The organism is Wenjunlia tyrosinilytica (assembly GCF_014646055.1).
GTDB classification, from domain to species: domain Bacteria; phylum Actinomycetota; class Actinomycetes; order Streptomycetales; family Streptomycetaceae; genus Wenjunlia; species Wenjunlia tyrosinilytica.
Genome location: NZ_BMMS01000010.1, coordinates 41,226 through 60,635 on the forward strand (window position 1 = coordinate 41,226; position 19,410 = coordinate 60,635).

The 19,410-nt window shown below is 73.1% G+C and carries 15 protein-coding genes; 11 read left to right on the plus strand and 4 right to left on the minus strand.

All coding sequences use genetic code 11. The features are described from left to right. Nucleotides 1-38: 38 nt before the first annotated feature. The gene (locus tag IEY86_RS13000) at nt 39-416 is read right to left on the minus strand and encodes a (2Fe-2S) ferredoxin domain-containing protein (RefSeq protein WP_189131791.1); all 378 of its coding nucleotides are present in this window, start codon (nt 414-416) and stop codon (nt 39-41) included. 315 nt (nt 417-731) lie between these two features. Here IEY86_RS13000 and IEY86_RS13005 point away from each other — a divergent pair, with 315 nt between their 5' ends. The 3 genes from IEY86_RS13005 to IEY86_RS13015 are packed head-to-tail and all read left to right on the plus strand — an operon-like array spanning nt 732 to nt 4,086. Then, nucleotides 732-1,622, plus strand: a complete 891-nt coding sequence (locus IEY86_RS13005; protein ID WP_229698384.1) for an alkaline phosphatase family protein — start codon at nt 732-734, stop codon at nt 1,620-1,622. A 2-nt stretch (nt 1,623-1,624) separates the two neighbouring features. Next, nucleotides 1,625-3,043, plus strand: a complete 1,419-nt coding sequence (locus IEY86_RS13010; protein ID WP_189131940.1) for an MFS transporter — start codon at nt 1,625-1,627, stop codon at nt 3,041-3,043. Beyond that, on the plus strand, nt 3,040-4,086 hold the full coding sequence (locus IEY86_RS13015) for a TolB family protein (RefSeq protein ID WP_189131792.1): 1,047 nt from the start codon (nt 3,040-3,042) through the stop codon (nt 4,084-4,086). The genes IEY86_RS13010 and IEY86_RS13015 overlap by 4 nt, the downstream gene beginning before the upstream one ends. Here the strand turns inward: IEY86_RS13015 and IEY86_RS13020 are convergent. Next, nucleotides 4,055-7,195: an alpha-N-acetylglucosaminidase gene (locus tag IEY86_RS13020; protein WP_189131793.1), complete on the minus strand. Its 3,141-nt coding sequence runs from the start codon at nt 7,193-7,195 to the stop codon at nt 4,055-4,057. The two genes, IEY86_RS13015 and IEY86_RS13020, sit on opposite strands and share 32 nt — an antisense overlap. A 347-nt stretch (nt 7,196-7,542) precedes the next feature. On the opposite strand from IEY86_RS13020, the gene IEY86_RS13025 reads away from it, so the two are divergent. The 4 genes from IEY86_RS13025 (at nt 7,543) to IEY86_RS13040 (ending at nt 12,157) form a co-directional block, all read left to right on the plus strand. Continuing rightward, nucleotides 7,543-10,272: a SpoIIE family protein phosphatase gene (locus IEY86_RS13025; protein ID WP_189131794.1), complete on the plus strand. Its 2,730-nt coding sequence runs from the start codon at nt 7,543-7,545 to the stop codon at nt 10,270-10,272. Nucleotides 10,273-10,384: 112 nt separating this feature from the next. After that, nucleotides 10,385-10,822 carry a nuclear transport factor 2 family protein gene (locus tag IEY86_RS13030; protein ID WP_229698385.1) on the plus strand — a complete coding sequence of 146 codons (438 nt, stop codon included), beginning with the start codon at nt 10,385-10,387 and terminating at the stop codon, nt 10,820-10,822. A gap of 443 nt (nt 10,823-11,265) precedes the next feature. Then, nucleotides 11,266-11,628, plus strand: a complete 363-nt coding sequence (locus IEY86_RS13035; RefSeq protein WP_189131796.1) for a hypothetical protein — start codon at nt 11,266-11,268, stop codon at nt 11,626-11,628. Nucleotides 11,629-11,776: 148 nt separating this feature from the next. After that, nucleotides 11,777-12,157, plus strand: a complete 381-nt coding sequence (locus tag IEY86_RS13040; protein WP_189131797.1) for a PPOX class F420-dependent oxidoreductase — start codon at nt 11,777-11,779, stop codon at nt 12,155-12,157. Nucleotides 12,158-12,407: 250 nt separating this feature from the next. Here the strand turns inward: IEY86_RS13040 and IEY86_RS13045 are convergent, their stop codons facing one another. Further along, nucleotides 12,408-12,809 carry a hypothetical protein gene (locus IEY86_RS13045; RefSeq protein WP_229698386.1) on the minus strand — a complete coding sequence of 134 codons (402 nt, stop codon included), beginning with the start codon at nt 12,807-12,809 and terminating at the stop codon, nt 12,408-12,410. A gap of 156 nt (nt 12,810-12,965) precedes the next feature. Continuing rightward, nucleotides 12,966-14,039, minus strand: coding sequence for a site-specific integrase (locus tag IEY86_RS13050; RefSeq protein ID WP_189131798.1), 1,074 nt, complete (start codon nt 14,037-14,039; stop codon nt 12,966-12,968). 72 nt (nt 14,040-14,111) lie between these two features. Between IEY86_RS13050 and IEY86_RS13055 the strand changes: the two genes are divergently transcribed. From IEY86_RS13055 to IEY86_RS13070, 4 genes are all read left to right on the plus strand, one after another. Further along, nucleotides 14,112-14,552, plus strand: coding sequence for an Lrp/AsnC family transcriptional regulator (locus IEY86_RS13055; protein WP_189131799.1), 441 nt, complete (start codon nt 14,112-14,114; stop codon nt 14,550-14,552). 11 nt (nt 14,553-14,563) lie between these two features. After that, complete coding sequence (locus IEY86_RS13060; protein WP_189131800.1) at nt 14,564-16,198, plus strand: amidohydrolase; 1,635 nt, start codon at nt 14,564-14,566, stop codon at nt 16,196-16,198. 843 nt (nt 16,199-17,041) lie between these two features. Next, complete coding sequence (gene lnt, locus IEY86_RS13065; protein WP_229698387.1) at nt 17,042-18,640, plus strand: apolipoprotein N-acyltransferase; 1,599 nt, start codon at nt 17,042-17,044, stop codon at nt 18,638-18,640. Continuing rightward, the gene (locus IEY86_RS13070; protein ID WP_189131802.1) at nt 18,637-19,410 is read left to right on the plus strand and encodes a polyprenol monophosphomannose synthase; all 774 of its coding nucleotides are present in this window, start codon (nt 18,637-18,639) and stop codon (nt 19,408-19,410) included. The genes lnt and IEY86_RS13070 overlap by 4 nt, the downstream gene beginning before the upstream one ends.

The window sequence follows — 19,410 nt, forward strand, 5'->3', positions numbered from 1 at the left end:
GAAGCCCGCGGGCGGGGTCGGGATCGAGCCACACCGGGTCACCGGCCCCGCCGTCCGGGCGCCGGGATGCTCAGCAGGTCCAGGACCGGGGGCAGCGGCGCCGGTCCGCTGCCCGGCCCGCGGGCCGGGGCGGTGGCGAGTCCGCTGATCCAGGAGCACAGGTCGGCCACGTCCGCGCGGTCGTGAAGAAAGCCGAACCACCGGGGACCGCCCGGTCCCACCCCGCGTCCACGCACCACGACGACGTTCGCCCGGCCGCACGGACCGAGGCAGTCACTCGTCACCAGCCGCGTCCCCTCCGTGGCGGCCACCAGTTCCTCGAACTGCCGCACCTGGCCCTCGTGGTCCGTGCCGGGGTGCTTGTCGGGACTGCCGCAGCAGCAGCCTCGGCACACGACGACATCGATCGGCGGCATGGAGTTCCTTCGGGAGGTTCGGGAGGGCGGTGGCGGGACACCGGGAGGGCGGCGGCGGGAGCGGGCGGCGGCGGGAGCGGGCCGTTACGGTGGTGAAAGGGCCTCGACGACCCTATGCCTCCCACGGACCCGTGGCCATTTTTGTCGTGGGCATAACAATATGGCCGCTACATCCATGGGTGTGCCGACCAGGTCCGCCCGGACCGCGTGGGCGTACACGCACCGTTCTTCCCCCCTTCACTCGGCACCACCGGAGCCCGCCACCGCCCGCCCCTAGCCTGGCGCCGCCCAAGCCTCATCCTCCGGAGGACTGACGTGCCCACAGCCAAGCCGCGCTCCCGCCGTACGCTCACCGCCCTGGCATCCGCGTTCGGAACGGCCGCCGCCTCGATCGGCCTCTGGGCCGGATTCGGCGCCCCGTCGGACGCGCACGCGGCGGCCACCGTCCCCACCCCCGCCCACGTGGTCGTGGTGGTGTTCGAGAATCACGCCTACTCGCAGGTCATCGGAAGCTCCAGCGCGCCCTACATCAACTCCCTCAAGAGCGGCGGCGCCAACCTCACCGCCGGCTACGCCGAGACGCACCCGAGCCAGCCCAACTACTTCGCACTCTTCTCGGGCGGCACCCAGGGCATCACCGACGACAGCTGCTACACCCCCGGCTTCAGCTCCAAGGCGAACCTCGCCTCCGAGCTGATCGCCGCCGGAAAGAGCTGGGCGAGCTACAACGAGACCCTGCCCAGCCAGGGCTCCACCGTCTGCAGCAGCGGCAAGTACGCCCGCAAGCACAACCCCTGGTTCGGCTTCAGCAATGTGCCGACCTCCACGGCCCACACCTTCGGGCAGTTCCCCAGCGACTACACCAAGCTGCCCGACGTCTCGTTCGTCGTCCCCAACCTCTGCAGCGACATGCACGACTGCTCGGTCTCCACCGGTGACACCTGGCTGAAGAACAACCTCGGCGCCTACGCCGCCTGGGCCAAGACCCACAACAGCCTGCTGGTCGTCACCTTCGACGAGGACAACCGCCTCAGCGGCAACCGCATCGCCACCGTCCTCTACGGACAGCAGGTGACGGCGGGCAGCTCCTCCTCCACCACCTGCAACCACTACAACCTGCTGCGCACCCTCGAGGACATGCACGGCACCGCGCACGCGGGCAACGCCGCGAACGCCGCCCCCATCACCGGCATCTGGAACCAGTGACCGTGTACCTCGCGGACAGCCGCGGCCGGACACCCGGCGCGGCCGAGCCGCAGCCCACCGCCGCCCGAGGCACCGGCCCCGGGCGGCGGCACGCCGCGGCGGTACCCGGCACCGTGCTCGCCCTCGGCACGGTCAGCCTCATCACGGACGTCTCGGCGGAGATGGTCACCGCCGTACTCCCGCTCTACCTCGTCACGGGGCTCGGCCTGTCCCCGCTGGGCTTCGGCCTGCTCGACGGCGTCTACAACGGCGTCGGCGCGCTGGTGCGTCTCCTGGGCGGCCACCTCGCAGACCGCGGCGCCGACGGCGGACGCCACAAGGCCGTCGCCGTCGTGGGCTACGGCCTGTCCGCGCTGTGCAAGCCCGCCCTGCTGGCCGCGCACACGCTGCCCCTCATCGGCGCGGTGCTCGCCGCCGACCGCACCGGCAAGGGCCTGCGCACCGCCCCGCGCGACGCCCTGATCTCGCTGTCCACCCCGGCGCGGACCCGGGGCCGGGCCTTCGGGGTGCACCGCGCCATGGACACCGCGGGCGCGCTGCTCGGCCCGATCATCGCCTTCCTCGTCCTGCGGATCGCCGTCGACGGCTACGACGCGGTCTTCGCCGTCAGCTCCTGCGTCGCCGCGCTGGGTGTGCTCGTCCTCGTCCTCTTCGTGCCGGCACGTGCCCCCCGGGCCGACACGGGGGCCGGTGGGCCGGGTGCCGCCGCCCCCCTGGCCCATCAGCCGCGCGGGCGCGAGGAGCGCGAGTCCGGGGGCCGGGTGACCGGGGCGCGCAACCCCGAGGCGCGCAGGCCCGCGGCGCGCGAGCCCGCCGCGGTCACCGGCCGCGCGGCCCTGGACCTGCTGCGCCAGCCCGAGCTGCGCAGGCTCATCGTCTGCGCGGTACTGCTCGGCCTCACCACGGTCAGCGACTCCTTTCTCCATCTGCTGCTGCAACGCCGACTCGATCTGCCCGTGCGGTGGTTCCCTCTCCTTCCGCTCGGCACCGCGGCGTGCTTCCTCCTGCTCGCCGTTCCGCTGGGCGCCGTCGCCGACCGCGTCGGACGCCGTCAGGTCTTCCTCGCCGGGCACCTCGGCCTGCTCGCCGCCTACGGCCTGCTGATCTTCACACCGACCGCGGGCACGGCGCCGACCGTGGCCGTCCTGGCCCTGCACGGAGCCTTCTACGCCGCCACGGACGGGGTGCTCATGGCCGCCGCGGCGGGCGCCGTGCCACCGCGGCTGCGCGGCAGCGGACTGGCGCTGGTCGGCACCGGACAGGCCCTGGCCCGTTTCGCCTGCTCGCTCGCCCTCGGCGCCGTCTGGACGGCCTGGGGCGGCCGCACCGCCCTGGCGTCGGCCGCCGTGGGCCTGGCCGTGTGCGCCGCCGCGTCGGCCTTCCTGCTGAGTGACGACGGTGACGGAAGGACCGCCCGATGAGCCGCACCGCACGGGTGCTCACCCTGGTCGCCGCCGTGGTGGTCCTCGCCGGGATCGCCGTCGGCTACACCCTGCACGCCGTCGACCGGGCCGCGCGCCGCGACCGCCCCCGGGCCGGCGGCCCCCGGGTGAGCTCCGGCGCGGTCCAACTGGCCGCAGCGCCCGGCGACCGGCGCATGGTCTTCCGCAATACGGCGTGGGGGCCGCACCGCGACGAACTCGCCTCCGTCCCCGCCGACCACCCCGGCGGCCCCAGGACCGCGTCGGGCGTCACGTGCCTGCGCTTCCACGCGGCGGCCGGCACCGGCATCTGCCTGCGCGCGGTCCATGGCGCGCTCCAGGACAGCTACCGCGCGGTCGTCCTCGACAGCCGCCTGCGCGAGCGCCGCCACTACGCGCTGTCCGGCATCCCCACGCGGGCCAGGGTCTCCCCGGACGGGCGCATGGCCGCGTGGACCGTCTTCGTCAGCGGCGACTCGTACGCGGGCACCGACTTCTCCACCCGCACCTCCGTCCTGGACACCCGCACCTGGACCCTCCAGGACAGCCTGGAGAAGTACCGGATCATCAAGGACGGCCACGCCTACCGCGCGGTGGACGCCAACTTCTGGGGCGTCACCTTCGCCGACGACGACCACTTCTACGCCACCCTCGCCACCCGGGGCAGGACCCATCTGGTGCGCGGCGACGTCCGGGCCCGCACCGTGCGAACGCTGCGCGAGAACGTCGAGTGCCCCTCGCTGTCTCCCGGCGGCACCCGGATCGCGTTCAAGAAGCGGGTGCCGGGACTGCCCGCCGACGCGCCCTGGCGGCTGTACACGCTGGATCTGGGCACCCTGCGCGAGACCGCGCTCGCCGAGCGGCGGAATGTGGACGACCAGGCGGTGTGGGTGGACGGGAACACGGTCGCCTACTCCCTGCCCGGCGACTACGGGGCGAACCTGTGGAGCGTGCCGGCCGACGGCGGCGGAAGGCCGAGGCGGCTGCTCGACGCCGGTCTCGCCCCGGCGTTCATCGGCGCGGGTCCAACTCGAAGCCGGTGAACTCCACGAGGCCCCGCGCACCGCTGCCGCCGTTGGACGCCGACATGAACAGCCCGGCGTCCCGGGCTCCTTGGGCTCCCGGCACGGTGACCGTGGCCACGGCCTGCCAGGTCGTCCCCCCGTCGGTGGAGTACTCACCGGTGAACAAGGCGCCCTCGCGGGTCAGGCGAAGGCCCACCGGGGCGCCGAGGCCGGCGACCTTGCGGTAGGTGTCCAGCGTTCCGTCGCCGTTGGAGTCGAACGACAGGACGACGCCGTTGCCGGGGGTGACGGCGAGGCAGACGAACCCCGGTGCGTCCTCGGCCGCCAGGCTGTCCCGGACGACGATGCCGGCCCGCGCCCAGGGCCCCGTGGCCGTCTGGCTGTCGACGCGGGTCGTCACCCGCGCCGCGTACGCCATGGCGGCCTCCCGGAAGACGGCGCCGAACTGCGCGACGCCCTTCCACAGGTCGTCGCCCGCGCCCTCGATGCCGAAGCGGTCGCCCGATCGGCCGAAGACGGCCGCGTTGGTCGTCGCCGTCCTCAGATCCGGGCCGAGCGGTCCGGCCACGTAGAGGTTCCCCGGGTGGACCGCGCGGACCCGGGCCTGTCCCCGGGGCCCGTACCGAGCGGACAGGACATAGGGAAGGGGCTCGAGCGGCCGGGTCAGTGGTGCGTCCGGGGCGGTCGTCCTCCAGGCGACCGAGGCCCGGCCGCCCGCCGGGACACGCGGCACCCAGGTGGGCCCCTGCGGCTGGGCGTCGAGGCCGGTGAGCTCGAAGTCGGCCCGGCCGGTGGGTGAGAGCCCGTTGCCATTGGCCAGGACCGCGGTGACCTCGGCGGTTCCACCGGGGGAGAGCGCAGGTGGCACCGCCGTGACGGAGAGGGTGCCCTGGTAGGGGGCGCGCGCCAGCACCTCGCGCACCCTCCGGGCGGTGCGGAAGGCGTCGGCGGTGGGCCGCTGCGGATACTCCTTGCGCTCGCGCGTCCACGGCTCCTCGACCGCGTACCAGTCGACGGGCTCCGGGGGGCGGCCCGAGGCCAGCGCGTCCGCCAGGCCGTCCAGGTAGCGGCGCCAGCGCGGCAGGTAGAAGTCCCGCGTCAGGCCCGACCAGTCGCGGTCGGCGTACTCGTGCAGATTCCCGGCGTCGGAAGTGGCCCTGCCGCCCCAGGTCGTCAGCAGGACCCGGGCCGTCCGCTCCAGCTCCGCGGCCTCCGCGGCGTCGGCCGCCGCCCTCCTGGCCGCCTCCAGCCACGGTCCCAGCATGAAGGCCGGGTCGGTGCCGGTGATGTCGTCGCTGAGCCGCATCAGCCGCAGCCACAGCGAGGACAGCGCCCGGAAGGTGTCCGCGTCCGCGCGCTCGTACGCGGCCCTCAACTGCGGCAGGAGCCGCCACCCGCGGTTGGCGACGGCCTGCCGAGCCACGTCCACCAGGTCGTACCGGTAGGCGGTCGAGCGGCGCAGGGGCCCGTCGACCCTCAGCAGGCCCGCCAGCGCTCGGTCGAACACCGCCGGGTCGTACGCCAGGGCGTGCGGGGCGTACTCGGCGGCGGAGTGTGCCGCCAGTGTCGGCCGGGCGGCGAACAGGCTGTCGTGGGTGTCGGCGCGCTCGTTCGCGACGTGCCCGTACGCGCTCTCGCGCAGCGCCGACCAGGCCGCCCGCGCGCTCTCGTCCGGGCCCCCGTAGCGCAGCCGCGCGTACCGGTCGAACCAGGACGGCAGGTCCACCGGCCGTTCCCGCCAGGCCAGTTCGCTGAACAGCTCGAACGCGGCGGGGTCGCGCAGCGCCGACTCCGGCATGTAGGCGGTGCCGACGAGCGCGCTGCCGGCCTTGTCCCGCCAGGTGAAGAACTTCTCGATCCAGATCCGCGCCTTGGCGCCGATGGTCGTGCGCCCGCCGTAATTGGGGATCGAGCCGAAGGCATAGGGGGTGCCGCCCCAGTCCCGCTCGCGGTCGGTCACCGCCCTGAAGCGGTCGCAGACCCCGTCCACGACGAGCATGCGCTCCTTGTCCACCGCGTCCAGCAGGTCGCGGCGGGGGTTGTCCTGCCAGCCCAGGATGACCCAGGTCGCCTCCGGGTGGGCGGTGCGCAGGGCGGACTCCACCGCGCGGGCCGCGTCCGGCACCGGCACGTCCCCGGGGGTTCCTCCCTCGTGCAGCAGGTCCATCTTGAAGTGGGCGGCCGCGCCGAAGAGTTCGCGCTGGTGCCCGTAGAACGACGTGGCGACGTCCCGGAAGGCGGAGGTGCGCGGGTCGAGCCAGTCGGGACGCGCGAAACCGTGCCAGGTGCCCTGGGGGACGGCCCGGGCGCCGGGATTGCGGCGGACGAAGCCGTCGGGAACGGTCCCGAACCAGCCGGGCAGCACGGGTGCCATGCCGAGGGCGCGCAGGCGCTCGACGATGCGCACGCCCAGCCGGGTGCGCGTGTCCAGCAGCTCGCGGCCGATGGGGCCCCCGTAGGCGCTGAGGTTCTGCAGGAGCCACCACGGCTGGTGGGAGGGAGCGGGGATCCAGGAGCGGGCCTCGGCCTCGGTGTAGCCGAAGTCCTGGAGGACGCGGTGGTACACGGCCTCCTGACCGGTGGTCACCAGCACCTCGTTGCAGCCGTGCAGCGCGAGGACGTCGATGAGCCGTTCCCAGAAGGCCCAGTCGGCGTAGGGGGCGGTGTAGCCGTCGTTGGTGTCGTTGAGGACGAAGCGGTGGCGCACGGCCGCGGTGTGCTCGATGGGGGAGCCAGGGGCGGGCAGGCGCTCCGGCAGGTCGAGGCGGCTGCCGGACCAGGTGATGCCCGTGTCGCAGACGTCCTTCAGATACCAGTGCACTCCCGCGAGCAGGGTCGCGGGAGTGGTGGCGTGGACCTCGATCCGCCCGGCGGACCCCTCGACGCGGAAGCGGTCCTGCCCGGCCGCCGGGGCGGTCGGGACAAGGTGGAACTGCCCGGCGTGCCGGCCGAGGAGGCGCACCAGTGCCTCATGGGCGGGGGACGGGTCGAAGGTCGGGGCGGGGCCGAGGGTCCGGGCGGGGTCGAAGGGCGCCGCGGCGGCAGCGGGGGAGTGCGGGGTGAGTGTGCTCACGGCGCCGAGGGCCGCGGCGGCCCCGAGCACCGCCCTCCTGGAGACGTCGGTCACGGTCGGCTCCCAACTGCGTCCTGCGGCACGGCGCCGCGGTCCGCGCACGGCGCCGCGGCGTCCGGCACGGCGAGGGGGTCCGCGGGACGGCGCCCCGGCGGTGGCGGACAGTGACGGGATGTGCGCGGACAAGCACGTTAACCATGGTCGCCCGAAGGGGCAATGAAGTCTGTGGGGCGTTTGGTGTGAATGCCCCGTGTGGCGGGACGGCTCCCCGGCGCGCGGGACAGCTCATGGGCATGCGGACGTGTGTGCGGGGTACGGTCTCGGTGTCCCGTCAGAAGCCCGCCGTCAGCGGACTGTCACCCTTCGACAGCAAAGCGCCTCGCTGTGCTAAAAAGGTTAATATGGTCAAATACTTTGACCGATTCCGGAGCCTGCCGGTTCGGTCACTGACCAAGAAGCGCCCCCGGAGCCTCGCAGGGCAGGTCTTCGCCCTGCAAGTGGCAGTGGTGGTGCTGCTTGTCGCCTGTGCGGTCATCGCGCTCGTCCTGCAGTCCCGGCACGACAGCGGCGCTGAGGCCAAACGGCGGTCCGTCGCCGTCGCCCAGACGTTCGCGCACTCCCCGGGCGTCCTCGCAAGCCTGAATTCCCCCGATCCGTCCAAGATCCTCCAGCCGCTCACGGAGGCCGGGCGGAGGGCGGCGGGCGTCGACTTCATCGTCGTGATGGACACCAAGGGGATCCGCTACACCCACCCCAAACCGGACCGGATCGGGAAGAGGTTCGTCGGCACCATCGAGCCCTCGCTGGCCGGCCGTGTCTACACCGAGAGCGTCTACGGCCCGCTCGGCCACGAGGTACAGGCGACCGTCCCCATCTACAACCAGAAGGGCAAGGTCACGGCCCTGGTCTCCGCGGGGCTGCGGGTGAAGAACGTGACCAGTGTGGTCGGCCGGCAGCTGCCGCTCATCTTCGGCGCCGGAGCGGCCGCCCTCGTCCTCGCCACGGGCGGGACGGCGCTGGTGGCCCGGCGGCTGAGGCGGCAGACCCACAGCCTCGGACCGGCCGAGATGACCCGCATGTACGAGCACCACGACGCGGTCCTGCACTCGGTCCGCGAAGGCGTGCTCATCGTCGACCACGGCGGTCGGCTGATGCTCGCGAACGACGAGGCCAAGCGGCTGCTGGAGCTGCCCGCGGACGCCGAGGGGCGGAACATCTCGGAGCTGCCCGGACTTGATCCGACCACCATGGAGATGCTGTCCACCGGGCGCGTGGCCACGGACGAGGTGCATCCGGCGGGGGAGCGGCTGCTCGCGGTGAACCAGCGGCTCACGGACCGCCACGGCGGCCCCAAGGGAACGGTCACGACCCTGCGCGACTCCACCGAGCTGCGGGCCCTCTACGGCAGGGCCGAGGTGGCCCGAGAGCGGCTGAAGCTGCTGTACGACGCGAGCCTGGGCATCGGCACCACCCTCGACGTGGTGGCCACGGCGGACGAACTGGCGAAGGTCGCCGTCCCCCGGTTCGCCGACTTCGTCACCGTCGACCTGGCCGACCCCGTCCTGCGCGGGGAGGAGCCCACGGGCACCGCCTCCGACATGCGGCGCACGGCCGTCAACGGCATCCGCGACGACCACCCCCTCTACCCGCGCGGCAAGCTCATCGACTTCCTGCCCTCCACACCGCAGGCACGCGGCTTCGGCAGCGGCCGCGCCGAGCTAGCCCCCGACCTCGCCGCCGCGCCGGGCTGGCAGGCACAGGACAGGGAGCGGGCCCGGCAGATCGTCGACTACGGCATCCACTCCCTCATCGCGGTGCCCCTCCAGGCACGTGGCGTCATCCTGGGCGTCGCCAACTTCTGGCGCTCGGAGAAGCCGCAGCCGTTCGAGGAGGACGACCTGTCGCTGGCCGAGGAACTCGTCGCGCGCGCCGCCGTCTGCATCGACAACGCCCGCCGCTACACGCGTGAGCACGCCATGGCGGTCACCCTGCAGCAGAGCCTGCTGCCGAGGGCCCTTCCCGAGCAGACCGGCGTCGAGGTGGCCCACCGCTACCTGCCCGCGCAGTCCGGGGTGAGCGGCGACTGGTTCGATGTGATCCCGCTTCCCGGCAGCCGGGTCGCGCTGGTCGTCGGCGACGTCGTCGGCCACGGCCTGCACGCGGCCGCCACCATGGGCCGGCTGCGCACGGCGGTGCACAACTTCTCCACGCTCGACCTGCCCCCCGACGAGATCCTCAGCCACCTCGACGACCTGGTCGGGCGCATCGACCAGGAGGAGGTGGGGGCCGACGGCGGCGCGGGTGTCACCGGTGCCACCTGCCTGTACGCGGTCTACGACCCCGTCTCCCGACGCTGCGCCATGGCCCGGGCCGGGCACCTGCTGCCCGCCCTCGTCCACCTCGACGGCGGTGTCACCTTCCCCGACCTGCCGACCGGCCCGCCCCTGGGCCTGGGCGGCATGCCGTTCCAGACGGCCGAGCTGGAACTGGAGGAGGGCACACAGATCGTCCTCTACACCGACGGCCTCGTCGAGGACCGCACCCGGGACATCGACGTCGGTATCGAGATGCTGCGCGAGGCCCTGGCCTCCCACCCCGACCGGCCCCCGGAGAAGAGCTGCCAGGCGGTGCTGGACGCGCTCCTGACCGAGCGTCCGAAGGACGACGTGGCCCTGCTCATCGCCCGCACCCGGGCGATCCCGCCCGACCACGTCGCCGACTGGGAGGTGCCCTTCGACCCCTCCGCCGTGTCGGGCATGCGCGCCGCCGTGGCGCAGAAGCTGGACGAATGGGGGCTGCGCGAGCTCGCGTTCGGGATGGAACTCGTCCTCAGCGAGCTGATCACCAACGCCATCCGCTACGCCTCCGCGCCGATCACGATGCGGCTGATCCGCGACCGGACCCTGACGTGCGAAGTGGCGGACGCCAGCAGCACCTCACCCCACCTGCGGATCGCGACCACCATGGACGAGGGCGGCCGCGGACTGTTCCTCGTCGCGCAGATGGCAGAACGCTGGGGCACCCGCTACACCCCCCAGGGAAAGGTCATCTGGGCGGAACTGGCCCTGCCGGGACCCGAGGAGGGCCAGGAGGAGACGAGGTGGCTCGACGTCCTCGACGCGGAGGTCTAGCGCGTCCCGCGCGGGGCGCGAGCCGGACTCCATCGCCGCGCGGGAGGCCTTCGAGGCGATGGCGCCAGGCTCCTGTCCCCGTATCGACCCCCGCATCTGTCTCGGAGGCAGCGTGTCGCCAGGCGCCAACGACGCATCGGAAGTCCGCGGGACCCGCGAGACAGTCGAGACCTTCCTGCGCCTGGTCGGCGAAGGCGACGCCGACCGCCTCGCGGACGCCTTCGCCGAGGAGATCGACTGGTCGGTGCCGGGCGACGGCAGCCTGCCCTGGACGGGCCGCCGCTCCCATCGGCACGAGGTCCCCGAGTACTTCAAGGTGATGTGGCCCACGTTCGTGGAGTCCGAGAGCGAGACCGCGATCGACAACATCCTCGTGGACGGCGCGGACGCGGTGGTCCTGGGCCGCTTCTCCCACACGGTGAAGGCCAACGGCCGCCGGTTCGGCACCCCGGTGGCCATCCATCTCACGGTGCGGCACGGAAGCATCACCCGCCTGCACCTGTACGAGGACACCTACACGGTCGCCAAGGCCGTCACGGCCGAAGCCTGACCCCCGAGCGGCACCCCCGAGCAGCACCCCCGAGCGGTGCAGGCGAGTTCAGCCCCTCCCACCACCCCGAGGCTCCAGCGGATCGGGCGGGAGGGCCGGGCCTCGAGTGGGGAAGCCTGCCCGCGGCCGGTACCGGAGCGTGCTCGGCCAGGTACTGCCCGGAGTGGGAGCTCGATGGCTCATGTCCGCGTGCCGCGACCCCGGAAGCGGCCCCGGAGCAGACCCGGGAGTGACCCCGGAAGTGGCCCCGGAAAGTGGCTCGGGAGTGACCCCAGAGCGCTGCAGATGCGAATGAGGCGGCATGGGCCGAACATAAAAAGAGGCCAAACGGGTGCAAACAATCACCAATGGTGCTCCGAATGCCTGATATGGAGTCCGAACGCGGCACCCCGGCGCACATGCCGGGAAAGGCCGCCCGGACCTCGCAGAAGGAGGTGCGAGTCATGGGGACACAGCGTGTGACGCGCTCGCTCGCGGTTGCCGCCGCAGGCGCACTGCTTGCCGGTGGAGCGGCCGCGACCGCGGCGGGTACGGCATCGGCCGCCCCCGCGACATCCGTCACCCAGCAGAAGTGCACCTGGCACAACGGCTGGTGGCAGAAGCATTGGCGCAAGGCCCACTGGGAGAAGCGCTGGGACAAGGGCCACTGGGAGAAGAAGTGGCATCCCGGCTGGTGGGACAGCCACCACAAGTGGCACAAGGGCCACTGGGAGAAGAAGTGGCACAAGGGCCACTGGAAGAACACCTGGCGTCCTGGCCACTGGGAGAAGAAGTGGCACAAGGGCTTCTGGGTCTGCCACAAGTAGCCGTCCACCCGCGAACGGTCCGAAAGGCGCGGCCCCCACGCGGGGCCGCGCCGTCCGTCCGGGAACGGGTCGGCGCGGGATTCGGGGGATGGCCGGAACGGCGCGGATCGCCGGTCCCGGACGGGGCGACCCCCTAGGGTCGTGCGGCATGACGTTCGACGAACTGGCCCGTGCGCCCTATGTCTCCCTCGCCACCTACCGCCGCACCGGCGCCGCCGTGCCGACGCCCGTGTGGGTGGCCTCGGACGGTGAGCGCCTGTACGTGTGGACGAGGACCGACTCCGGCAAGGTCAAGCGTCTGCGCAACAGCGACCGCGTCACGATGACCCCCTGCGACGCGCGCGGGCGCATCCTGGGGGGCGCTGCGACCCGCGAGGGGAGGGCCGAGCTCCTCGACCGGCCCGGTACCGACCGGGTCAGGGCGCTGATGCGCGACAAGTACCGGTGGCGGTTCCTCGCGGTCGACCTGTCCGGAGCGATGCTGCGCCTCGGAAGGCGTCCGCACGTCGGGATCGCCATCACGCTGTAGCGGCCATGGCGCCCCGACCGCGGGGCCGCGCCGCCCCGCCGCGCCGGTCCTTCCCCGACTCCGCCGCGCTCACCGGGCCGAGGAATGCCCCCACCGCCTCGCGCACGTCCTCGCGACCACTCCGGCACCCGGCGTCGCTCAGGGACCGGGTGTCGGACCACGTGCGACATACCGCCATATACGGGCGGGGCGGCGACAGGGGACCGGCAGGGCCGCCGGGGCGGATGCGAGTGGGTGTGTGCCCGGCGGGCTACGCCTGGCGCGGCATCCGCATGGGCCGCGAGCCCGGGCCGCCGACGTGGGAGAAGGGCTGCGTGCGCCAGTCGAGGCCGGCGGGCAGCGTCAGCAGTGCCGCCGCGACCTCGCGCTCGCCGCCGTCCAGCACGTCCTGCACGGGACCCGCGTCCTCGACCGACCGGCCGGAGCCGGCGCACACGCTCAGCCCGAACGGGTTCCACGGAGTGGCGCACAGAGCGTGCTCGGGCAGCACGTCCTCGTCCGCGAGCAGCGCGATCGGCTGGCGGCAGTCCGGGCAGTGGACCCGGAAGATCTCCCAGGTCTCCTCGTCCGTCGTCTCCGAGCCATCGAGGCCTGCCTCAAGACCGGTCAACTCCTGGACCTCCGAAGCATCCAACGATTCAGAACTGCGCATGATCTCCCCCTTGCATGGGCCCACAGGCATCGTGGCCTCGGCCATAGCGAGCACTTCCCGTCCCGTGACCCGGCTAATCCCACCAGGCCAGGCAACCGGCAGCACTCCGTGTGGCGTCGATCACACTACCCTCGTGCCGTGTGCTTTCCCGTGCCACTACACGCCGCTTGACGCGCCGTCGGTTCCCCCGCCCCTGCCTCCCCCTCCTCCGCCGCTTCGGCCGCCGCCTCCCGCACCGCCGTCCGGCTCGGGGTCGCGCTCTGCCTCCGTGCCGCCCTCCGCCTCCGTGCCGCCCTCCGGCTCGGCGTCCACCGCCCGGCGCAACTGCTCCAGCCGGTAGGGGAGAGGCTCCCACCCCGGCTCGCCCGCCATCTCGTCGTTCAGCCGCACCACGGTGCGGGTGTACGCCCGGGCCAGCCCCCGCGGCATCAGCGGCATCCCGGGGGGCCGCCGCAGCGCCCGGCCGCCCTCGTCCAGCACCCCCGCGTGGTTGCCGCGCACCGACACCCACAGGGCCGTCGCCGTTCCCCGCACCGGCGCCGTCAGATGCCTGCGCACCGGCAGCCAGCGCCGCAGGGCCGCCCGCGAGGACGCGGACAGGGGCAGGACCTCGGTGGTGGGCGGACTGACCGAACGGGCCTGGGGGTGCCGCACCACACGGAGCGTGGTCAGATCGGCGCCCAGGTCCCGCACGTGCATCGCGCACAGCTCACCCGCCCGCGCCCCGGTGTCCAGGACCACCCCGATGAGCGCCAGGAGCCGCACCCGCCCCGCGTCCGCCCCGGACCGCTCCGCCTGCTCGGCCAGGTGCCGCTGGAGGAGCGAGCGCTGCCTCGGGCCCACGGTCGGCCTCGGCTCGGGCACGGCGGGCCGCCGCGGTGCCTCGAACGGCAGCACGGCGGCCTTCGCCAGGATCTCCAGGCAGTCCAGCCGCACCCGCATGCTCGCGTCCGACGCCCTCGACGGATCCGCCACCTGCCGACTGCGCAGCTCGCCGGCCCGTGCCAGCGCCAGATACGCCTCCACCGTCTCGCCGGACAGCAGCGCGGGCAACGAGCGCCGGGCCCCGGCCGCGAATCCCTCCCGCCGCGCTGCCCGTCTCAGCTCGCGCGCCACCCATCGCAGCTGCCGGGCCCGCGCGGCGCTCACCTCGGGCCGCTCGACGACCTCCTCCACGATCCGGTCCAACCGGTCCAGAGCGGGCAGCGGCCTGCCGGGGACATCAGCCATGAGACAAAGATAACGGGCCCAAGCGGCGTTTGTGGTGCGCCGACCCCGTCCGGCGCAGTAGGTTGATCCGCTGTGGAGGACCTGGACCGCCAAATCGTGCAGCTGCTCGTCACCGACGGGCGGATGAGCTACACCGACCTGGGCAAGGCCACTGGCCTGTCCACGTCCGCTGTGCACCAGAGGGTGCGCCGCCTCGAACAGCGCGGGGTGATCCGCGGCTATGCCGCCATGGTCGACCCCGAGGCCGTCGGCCTGCCGCTGACCGCGTTCATCTCGGTGAAACCGTTCGACCCCAGTGCGCCGGACGACGTGCCGGACCGGCTCTCCGACATCAATGAGATCGAGGCCTGCCACAGCGTCGCGGGGGAGGAGAACTACATCCTCAAGGTCCGCGTGGGCACACCCGGAGAGCTGGAGCACCTGCTCTCCCGTATCCGCACCCTGGCCGGTGTCTCCACGCGTACGACGATCGTCCTGAGCACCCCCTACGAGGCGCGGCCGCCGCTCACGTAGCGTTTGTGCCCATGAGCGAGCGTGAGTCCCGGACCGTCCTGCTGCGGGGCGGCAGCGTCTACAGCCCCGCCGACCCCTTCGCGACCGCGATGGTCGTCCAGGACGGTCAGGTCGCCTGGATCGGCTCGGACGCCGCCGCGGTCTCGTACCTCGACGCCGTCGACGAGACCGTGGAACTGCGGGGCGCCCTGGTCACGCCCGCCTTCACCGACGCCCATGTGCACACCACCGCCACCGGGCTGGCACTGGGCGGACTCGACCTGACCGGCAGCCCCTCCCTCGCGGACGCGCTCGCCCGGCTGGCCGACCACGCCAGGGCCCACCCCGGCCACCGGGTGGTCCTCGGCCACGGCTGGGACAGCGCCCGCTGGCCGGAGCACCGGGCCCCCACCCGTGAGGAGATCGACGCCGCGGCACCCGGCCGCGCGGTCTACCTCACCCGCACCGACATGCACTCCGCGGCCGTCTCCGGCGCCCTGCTCGCCGAGGTGCCGGGTATCGGGGGACTGCCGGGCAACGAGGCCGACGGGACCCTCACCCGCGACGCCCACCACGCCGCACGCCGCGCCGCCCACGCCGCCGTCACCGCCCGGCAGCGGCTCGACGCCCAGCGGACCGCGCTGCGCCACGCCGCCTCCCTGGGCATCGCCGCCGTCCACGAGTGCGCCGGTCCCGACATCTCCTCCGAGGACGACTTCACCGGCCTGCTCGGCCTGGCCTCCCGGACCCCCGGCCCGCAGGTGCACGGCTACTGGGCCGAGGCGCTCGTCCCGGGCGATGCCAAGGCACTCGAGCGCCTCCGCGATCTCGGCGCGGCGGGCGCGGCCGGCGACCTGTTCGCCGACGGCTCGCTCGGCTCCCGCACCGCGTGCCTGCACCAGCCCTACGCCGACACCGACGGGCACACCGGCACCGCCTACCTCGACGCCGACGCCATCGCCGACCACTTCACCGCCGGCACCGAGGCGGGGTTGCAGGGCGGCTTCCACGCCATCGGCGACGCCGCGCTCGCCACCGTCGTGGAAGGGGCGCGCAGGGCCGCCGAACGCCTCGGCCTCGCCCGGTTCCGCGCGGCCCGCCACCGCGTCGAGCACGCCGAGATGCTCACCCCCGAGACCGTCGCGTCCTTCGCCGAGCTGGGCCTGACCGCGTCCGTCCAGCCCGCGTTCGACGCCGCGTGGGGCGGTGAGGACGGTATGTACGCGGAGCGCCTGGGCGTGGAGCGGGCGCGGACCCTCAACCCCTTCGCCGCCCTCCTGCGGGCCGGGGTGCCCGTGGCCCTCGGCTCGGACTCGCCCGTCACCCCGCTCGACCCGTGGGGGAGCGTGCGCGCCGCGGCGTTCCACCGCACGCCCGAGCACCGGATCTCGGTGCGGGCCGCCTTCACCGCCCACACCCGGGGCGGCTGGCGGGCCGTGGGGCACGACGACACCGGAACGCTCGTCCCGGGTGCCCCCGCGCACTACGCGGTGTGGGAGACCGAGGACCTGGTCGTCCAGGCCCCCGACACCCGGGTGGCCAACTGGTCCACCGACCCGCGCTCCGGGACCCCCGGCCTGCCCGACCTCACTCCCGGGCGCGAGCTGCCCCGCCTGCTGTGCACGGTGGTGGCCGGAGTCGTGGTCCACACGGCGCCGAACGAGTGATCCTCGGCGCGCCGATACGGCCGAACGAAGCCCACTCGGCCTGTCGTAGTGATCTCTGCGGCACCGCACTGACCTGCTGATATCCCGCATTCGTGCAGGTAGGACCACTGTTGACAGGCGATGGGCGCGGGCGAGTAGGTTCGGCGCAGTCCACCACAGGACGTCCGGCCGGGGAACCTCCTCGCGCTCCGTGACCGCGCCTGGGCCACAGGCGGCGCGCCAGGCAGACGCGCCGCCATTGGGAGCCAGGTCCAGCGCCCGCGGAACGGGAGTGTGGCCAGCGGGTCCCGGTCGGCAGGTGCGACCCGGGTGGGGCCCGGACGCTCAGTAGACAACGGCTCTAGGTCGATCCGCAGCCAGCGGGTTCCAGGTCGGCCCGAAGGGTGTCCGGGTCCCTATCCGCCGCGCTGTCCGGCGCTGTTTCCGGCGCTGTTCCGTCGCGCTGTCCGTCGCGCTGTCCGGTGCGCTGTCCGTCGCGCTCGTGGCGCGGCCGGCAGCGGCTTGGGCCAGGACTCTGCCGGCCCCGTCGGTGGGCCCACCGGCCCCGGTCGGCCACGGTGGCTGTTCCGGAGATGCCTTTCGGCCGGTCCCGGACCGGGAATCGTTCTCCTCGCGGGCCCCCACGGCCTCGTCCTGGTCCCGGGAAGCCGCTCACGAGGCCGATCCGCAGGTCCCGGCACCGGCCGCCCCTCGGCGGTGAACACCTGGGCGCGATCGAACCCCTTCGCACGTTGTACGGTCACCACACGAACCGCGAAACCTGGAAGGCCCCAGAGCGTGCATCCGCGACCCGACACCCCCACCGTCGCCTCCGCCCCGGAGGGAGCGGCCGACGGTTCCCGAGTGGGCGTCGCGACCGCCCGCGGCGGCGACCCGGGCGGTGCCGCCCAGCGGCCGAGCAGGCGGCGGCGCCTCGCATCGGCGGCGCGTGCGGCCGCCCCTCGTTCCGCTCTCGCCGCGGGCGCGGGCCTGGCGCTGGCGGCCGCGTTCCCGCCGTACGGGGTCTGGCCGCTGTCGATCTTCTCGGTCGCGGCGCTGAGCCTGCTCACCCGTGACCGGACGCCGCGCCAGGGGGCGTGGCTCGGCTTCGCCTTCGGGCTTCCGTTCTTCTTCTGGCTGCTGCTGTGGTTGAGGGTCGTCGGCCTCGACGCCACCTTCGGCCTGGCCCTGATCCAGTCCCTGTTCTTCGTGCCGCTCGGTGCCGGGCTCAGTCTCACCTCGCGTCTGCCGGGGTGGCCGATGTGGGGCGCCTGCCTGTGGGTGACCGAGGAGTGGGCGCGCGACCGGGTTCCGTTCGGCGGCTTCCCGTGGGGGCGGCTGGCCTTCGCGAACACCAGCAGCCCGTTCACGCCGCTGGCCGCGCTCGGTGGCGCGCCGCTGGTGACGTTCGCGGTGGCGCTGGCGGGCATGCTGGTCGCCGCTGTGGTCGTCCATCGGCGCAGGGGGCTGCCGAGTGTGCGGGCGGTGGTGGCCGCGGGGCTGTTCTGCGCGGTCCTGCTGTGCGGGTACGCGGTGCCGGTGCACACGGCGGCGGCGGACTCGGTGGACATCGCGGTGGTTCAGGGCAATGTGCAGAGGGCTGGTGTCGATTTCCTCGGCCGTCCGATGCTCATCCTGAACAACCATGTGAAGGCCACGCTGGATCTCGCCGACGACATCGAGGCGGGTCGGGTCCGCAAGCCGGATCTGGTCATCTGGCCGGAGAACTCCTCGGACCTGGACCCGTTCCGGACCCCCGCGGCGCGTGCGCGGATCGAACGGGCCGTCAAGGCCGTGGGTGTCCCGATCCTCGTGGGCGCGCTCGTGGACGGGCCGGACGACAAGCATGTGCGGAACAACGGCATCGTGTGGGACCCGGTGACCGGTCCCGGGGCGAGCTACACCAAGCAGCACCCGGTTCCCTTCGGTGAGTATGTGCCGTTCCGCGAGGCGTTGAGCAAGGTGATCACGCGGCTCGACCGGATTCCGCGGGACTTCTGGCACGGTACGCACGACGGTGTGCTCCAGGTCGGTCCGGCCCGGCTCGGTGACGTCATCTGTTTCGAGATCGCCTACGACGAGATCGTCCGGGACACGGTCAACGCCGGCGGGCGGGCCATCGTCGTCCAGACGAACAACGCGACCTACGGCCGTACCGGGCAGCCGGAGCAGCAGTTGGCGATGTCCCGGCTGCGTGCGGTCGAGCACGGCCGGGCGGTCGTCACCGCGGCCACCAGCGGCATCAGTGCCGTTGTGGCCCCGGACGGCACCGTCGAGCAGCGCACTCGCGAGTTCACGCAGGACGTCCTGTCCGCACGGCTCCCTCTACGGGATGAAAAGACGCTCGCCGATCGCGTCGGCGAGTTCCCGGAGTGGGCGGTAAGTATCTTGGGACTCCTCGCCTGCGCCGCGGAATTGATCCGCGTCCGGCGGGGGCGCGCCGAACAGAAGGGGCAAGCGTGAACGACGTCGGGCAGCGGGCTCATGGTCCGCTCGGCAAGGTGTTGGTGATCATCCCCACCTACAACGAGGCCGACAACATCGAACCGATCGTTGCCCGCGTACGCTCGGCCGTGCCGCAGGCGCATGTCCTGGTGGCCGACGACAACAGCCCCGACGGCACGGGCAAGCTCGCCGACGGTCTGGCGCATGATGACGATCATGTGCATGTCCTGCACCGCAAGGGCAAGGAGGGGTTGGGTGCGGCGTATCTGGCCGGGTTCCACTGGGGTATCGACAACGGCTACGACGTGCTGTGCGAGATGGACGCCGACGGTTCCCACCAGCCGGAGGAGCTGCCCCGTCTGCTGACGGCGCTGAAGAACGCGGACCTGGCGATCGGCTCGCGGTGGGTGACCGGGGGGCGGGTGGTCAACTGGCCCAAGTCCCGCGAGATGCTCTCCCGGGGCGGCAGCACGTATTCGCGTCTTCTGCTGGGTGTCCCGACGCGGGATGTCACGGCGGGCTACCGGGCCTTCCGCAAGGAGACCCTGCTGGGTCTGGGCATGGACGACGTCGCCTCGCAGGGCTACTGCTTCCAGATCGACCTGACCCGTCGGGCGCTGGCGACCGGCTACAAGGTCGTCGAGGTGCCGATCACCTTCGTGGAGCGTGAGCGCGGCGACAGCAAGATGAGCCGGGACATCGTTGCCGAGGCGGTGTGGCGGGTGGCCGCCTGGGGTGTGGGGGACCGGGTCCAGCGGGTCATGGGGCGGCGCGACACCCGTCGCTGA

Coding starts and splice junctions, on each gene's coding strand:
- IEY86_RS13000 (WP_189131791.1), bottom strand. CDS start 416: ATGCCGCCGATCGATGTCGTCGTGTGCCGAGGCTGCTGCTGCGGCAGT.
- IEY86_RS13015 (WP_189131792.1), top strand. CDS start 3,040: ATGAGCCGCACCGCACGGGTGCTCACCCTGGTCGCCGCCGTGGTGGTC.
- IEY86_RS13025 (WP_189131794.1), top strand. CDS start 7,543: ATGGTCAAATACTTTGACCGATTCCGGAGCCTGCCGGTTCGGTCACTG.
- IEY86_RS13035 (WP_189131796.1), top strand. CDS start 11,266: ATGGGGACACAGCGTGTGACGCGCTCGCTCGCGGTTGCCGCCGCAGGC.
- IEY86_RS13040 (WP_189131797.1), top strand. CDS start 11,777: ATGACGTTCGACGAACTGGCCCGTGCGCCCTATGTCTCCCTCGCCACC.
- IEY86_RS13045 (WP_229698386.1), bottom strand. CDS start 12,809: ATGCGCAGTTCTGAATCGTTGGATGCTTCGGAGGTCCAGGAGTTGACC.
- IEY86_RS13050 (WP_189131798.1), bottom strand. CDS start 14,039: ATGGCTGATGTCCCCGGCAGGCCGCTGCCCGCTCTGGACCGGTTGGAC.
- IEY86_RS13060 (WP_189131800.1), top strand. CDS start 14,564: ATGAGCGAGCGTGAGTCCCGGACCGTCCTGCTGCGGGGCGGCAGCGTC.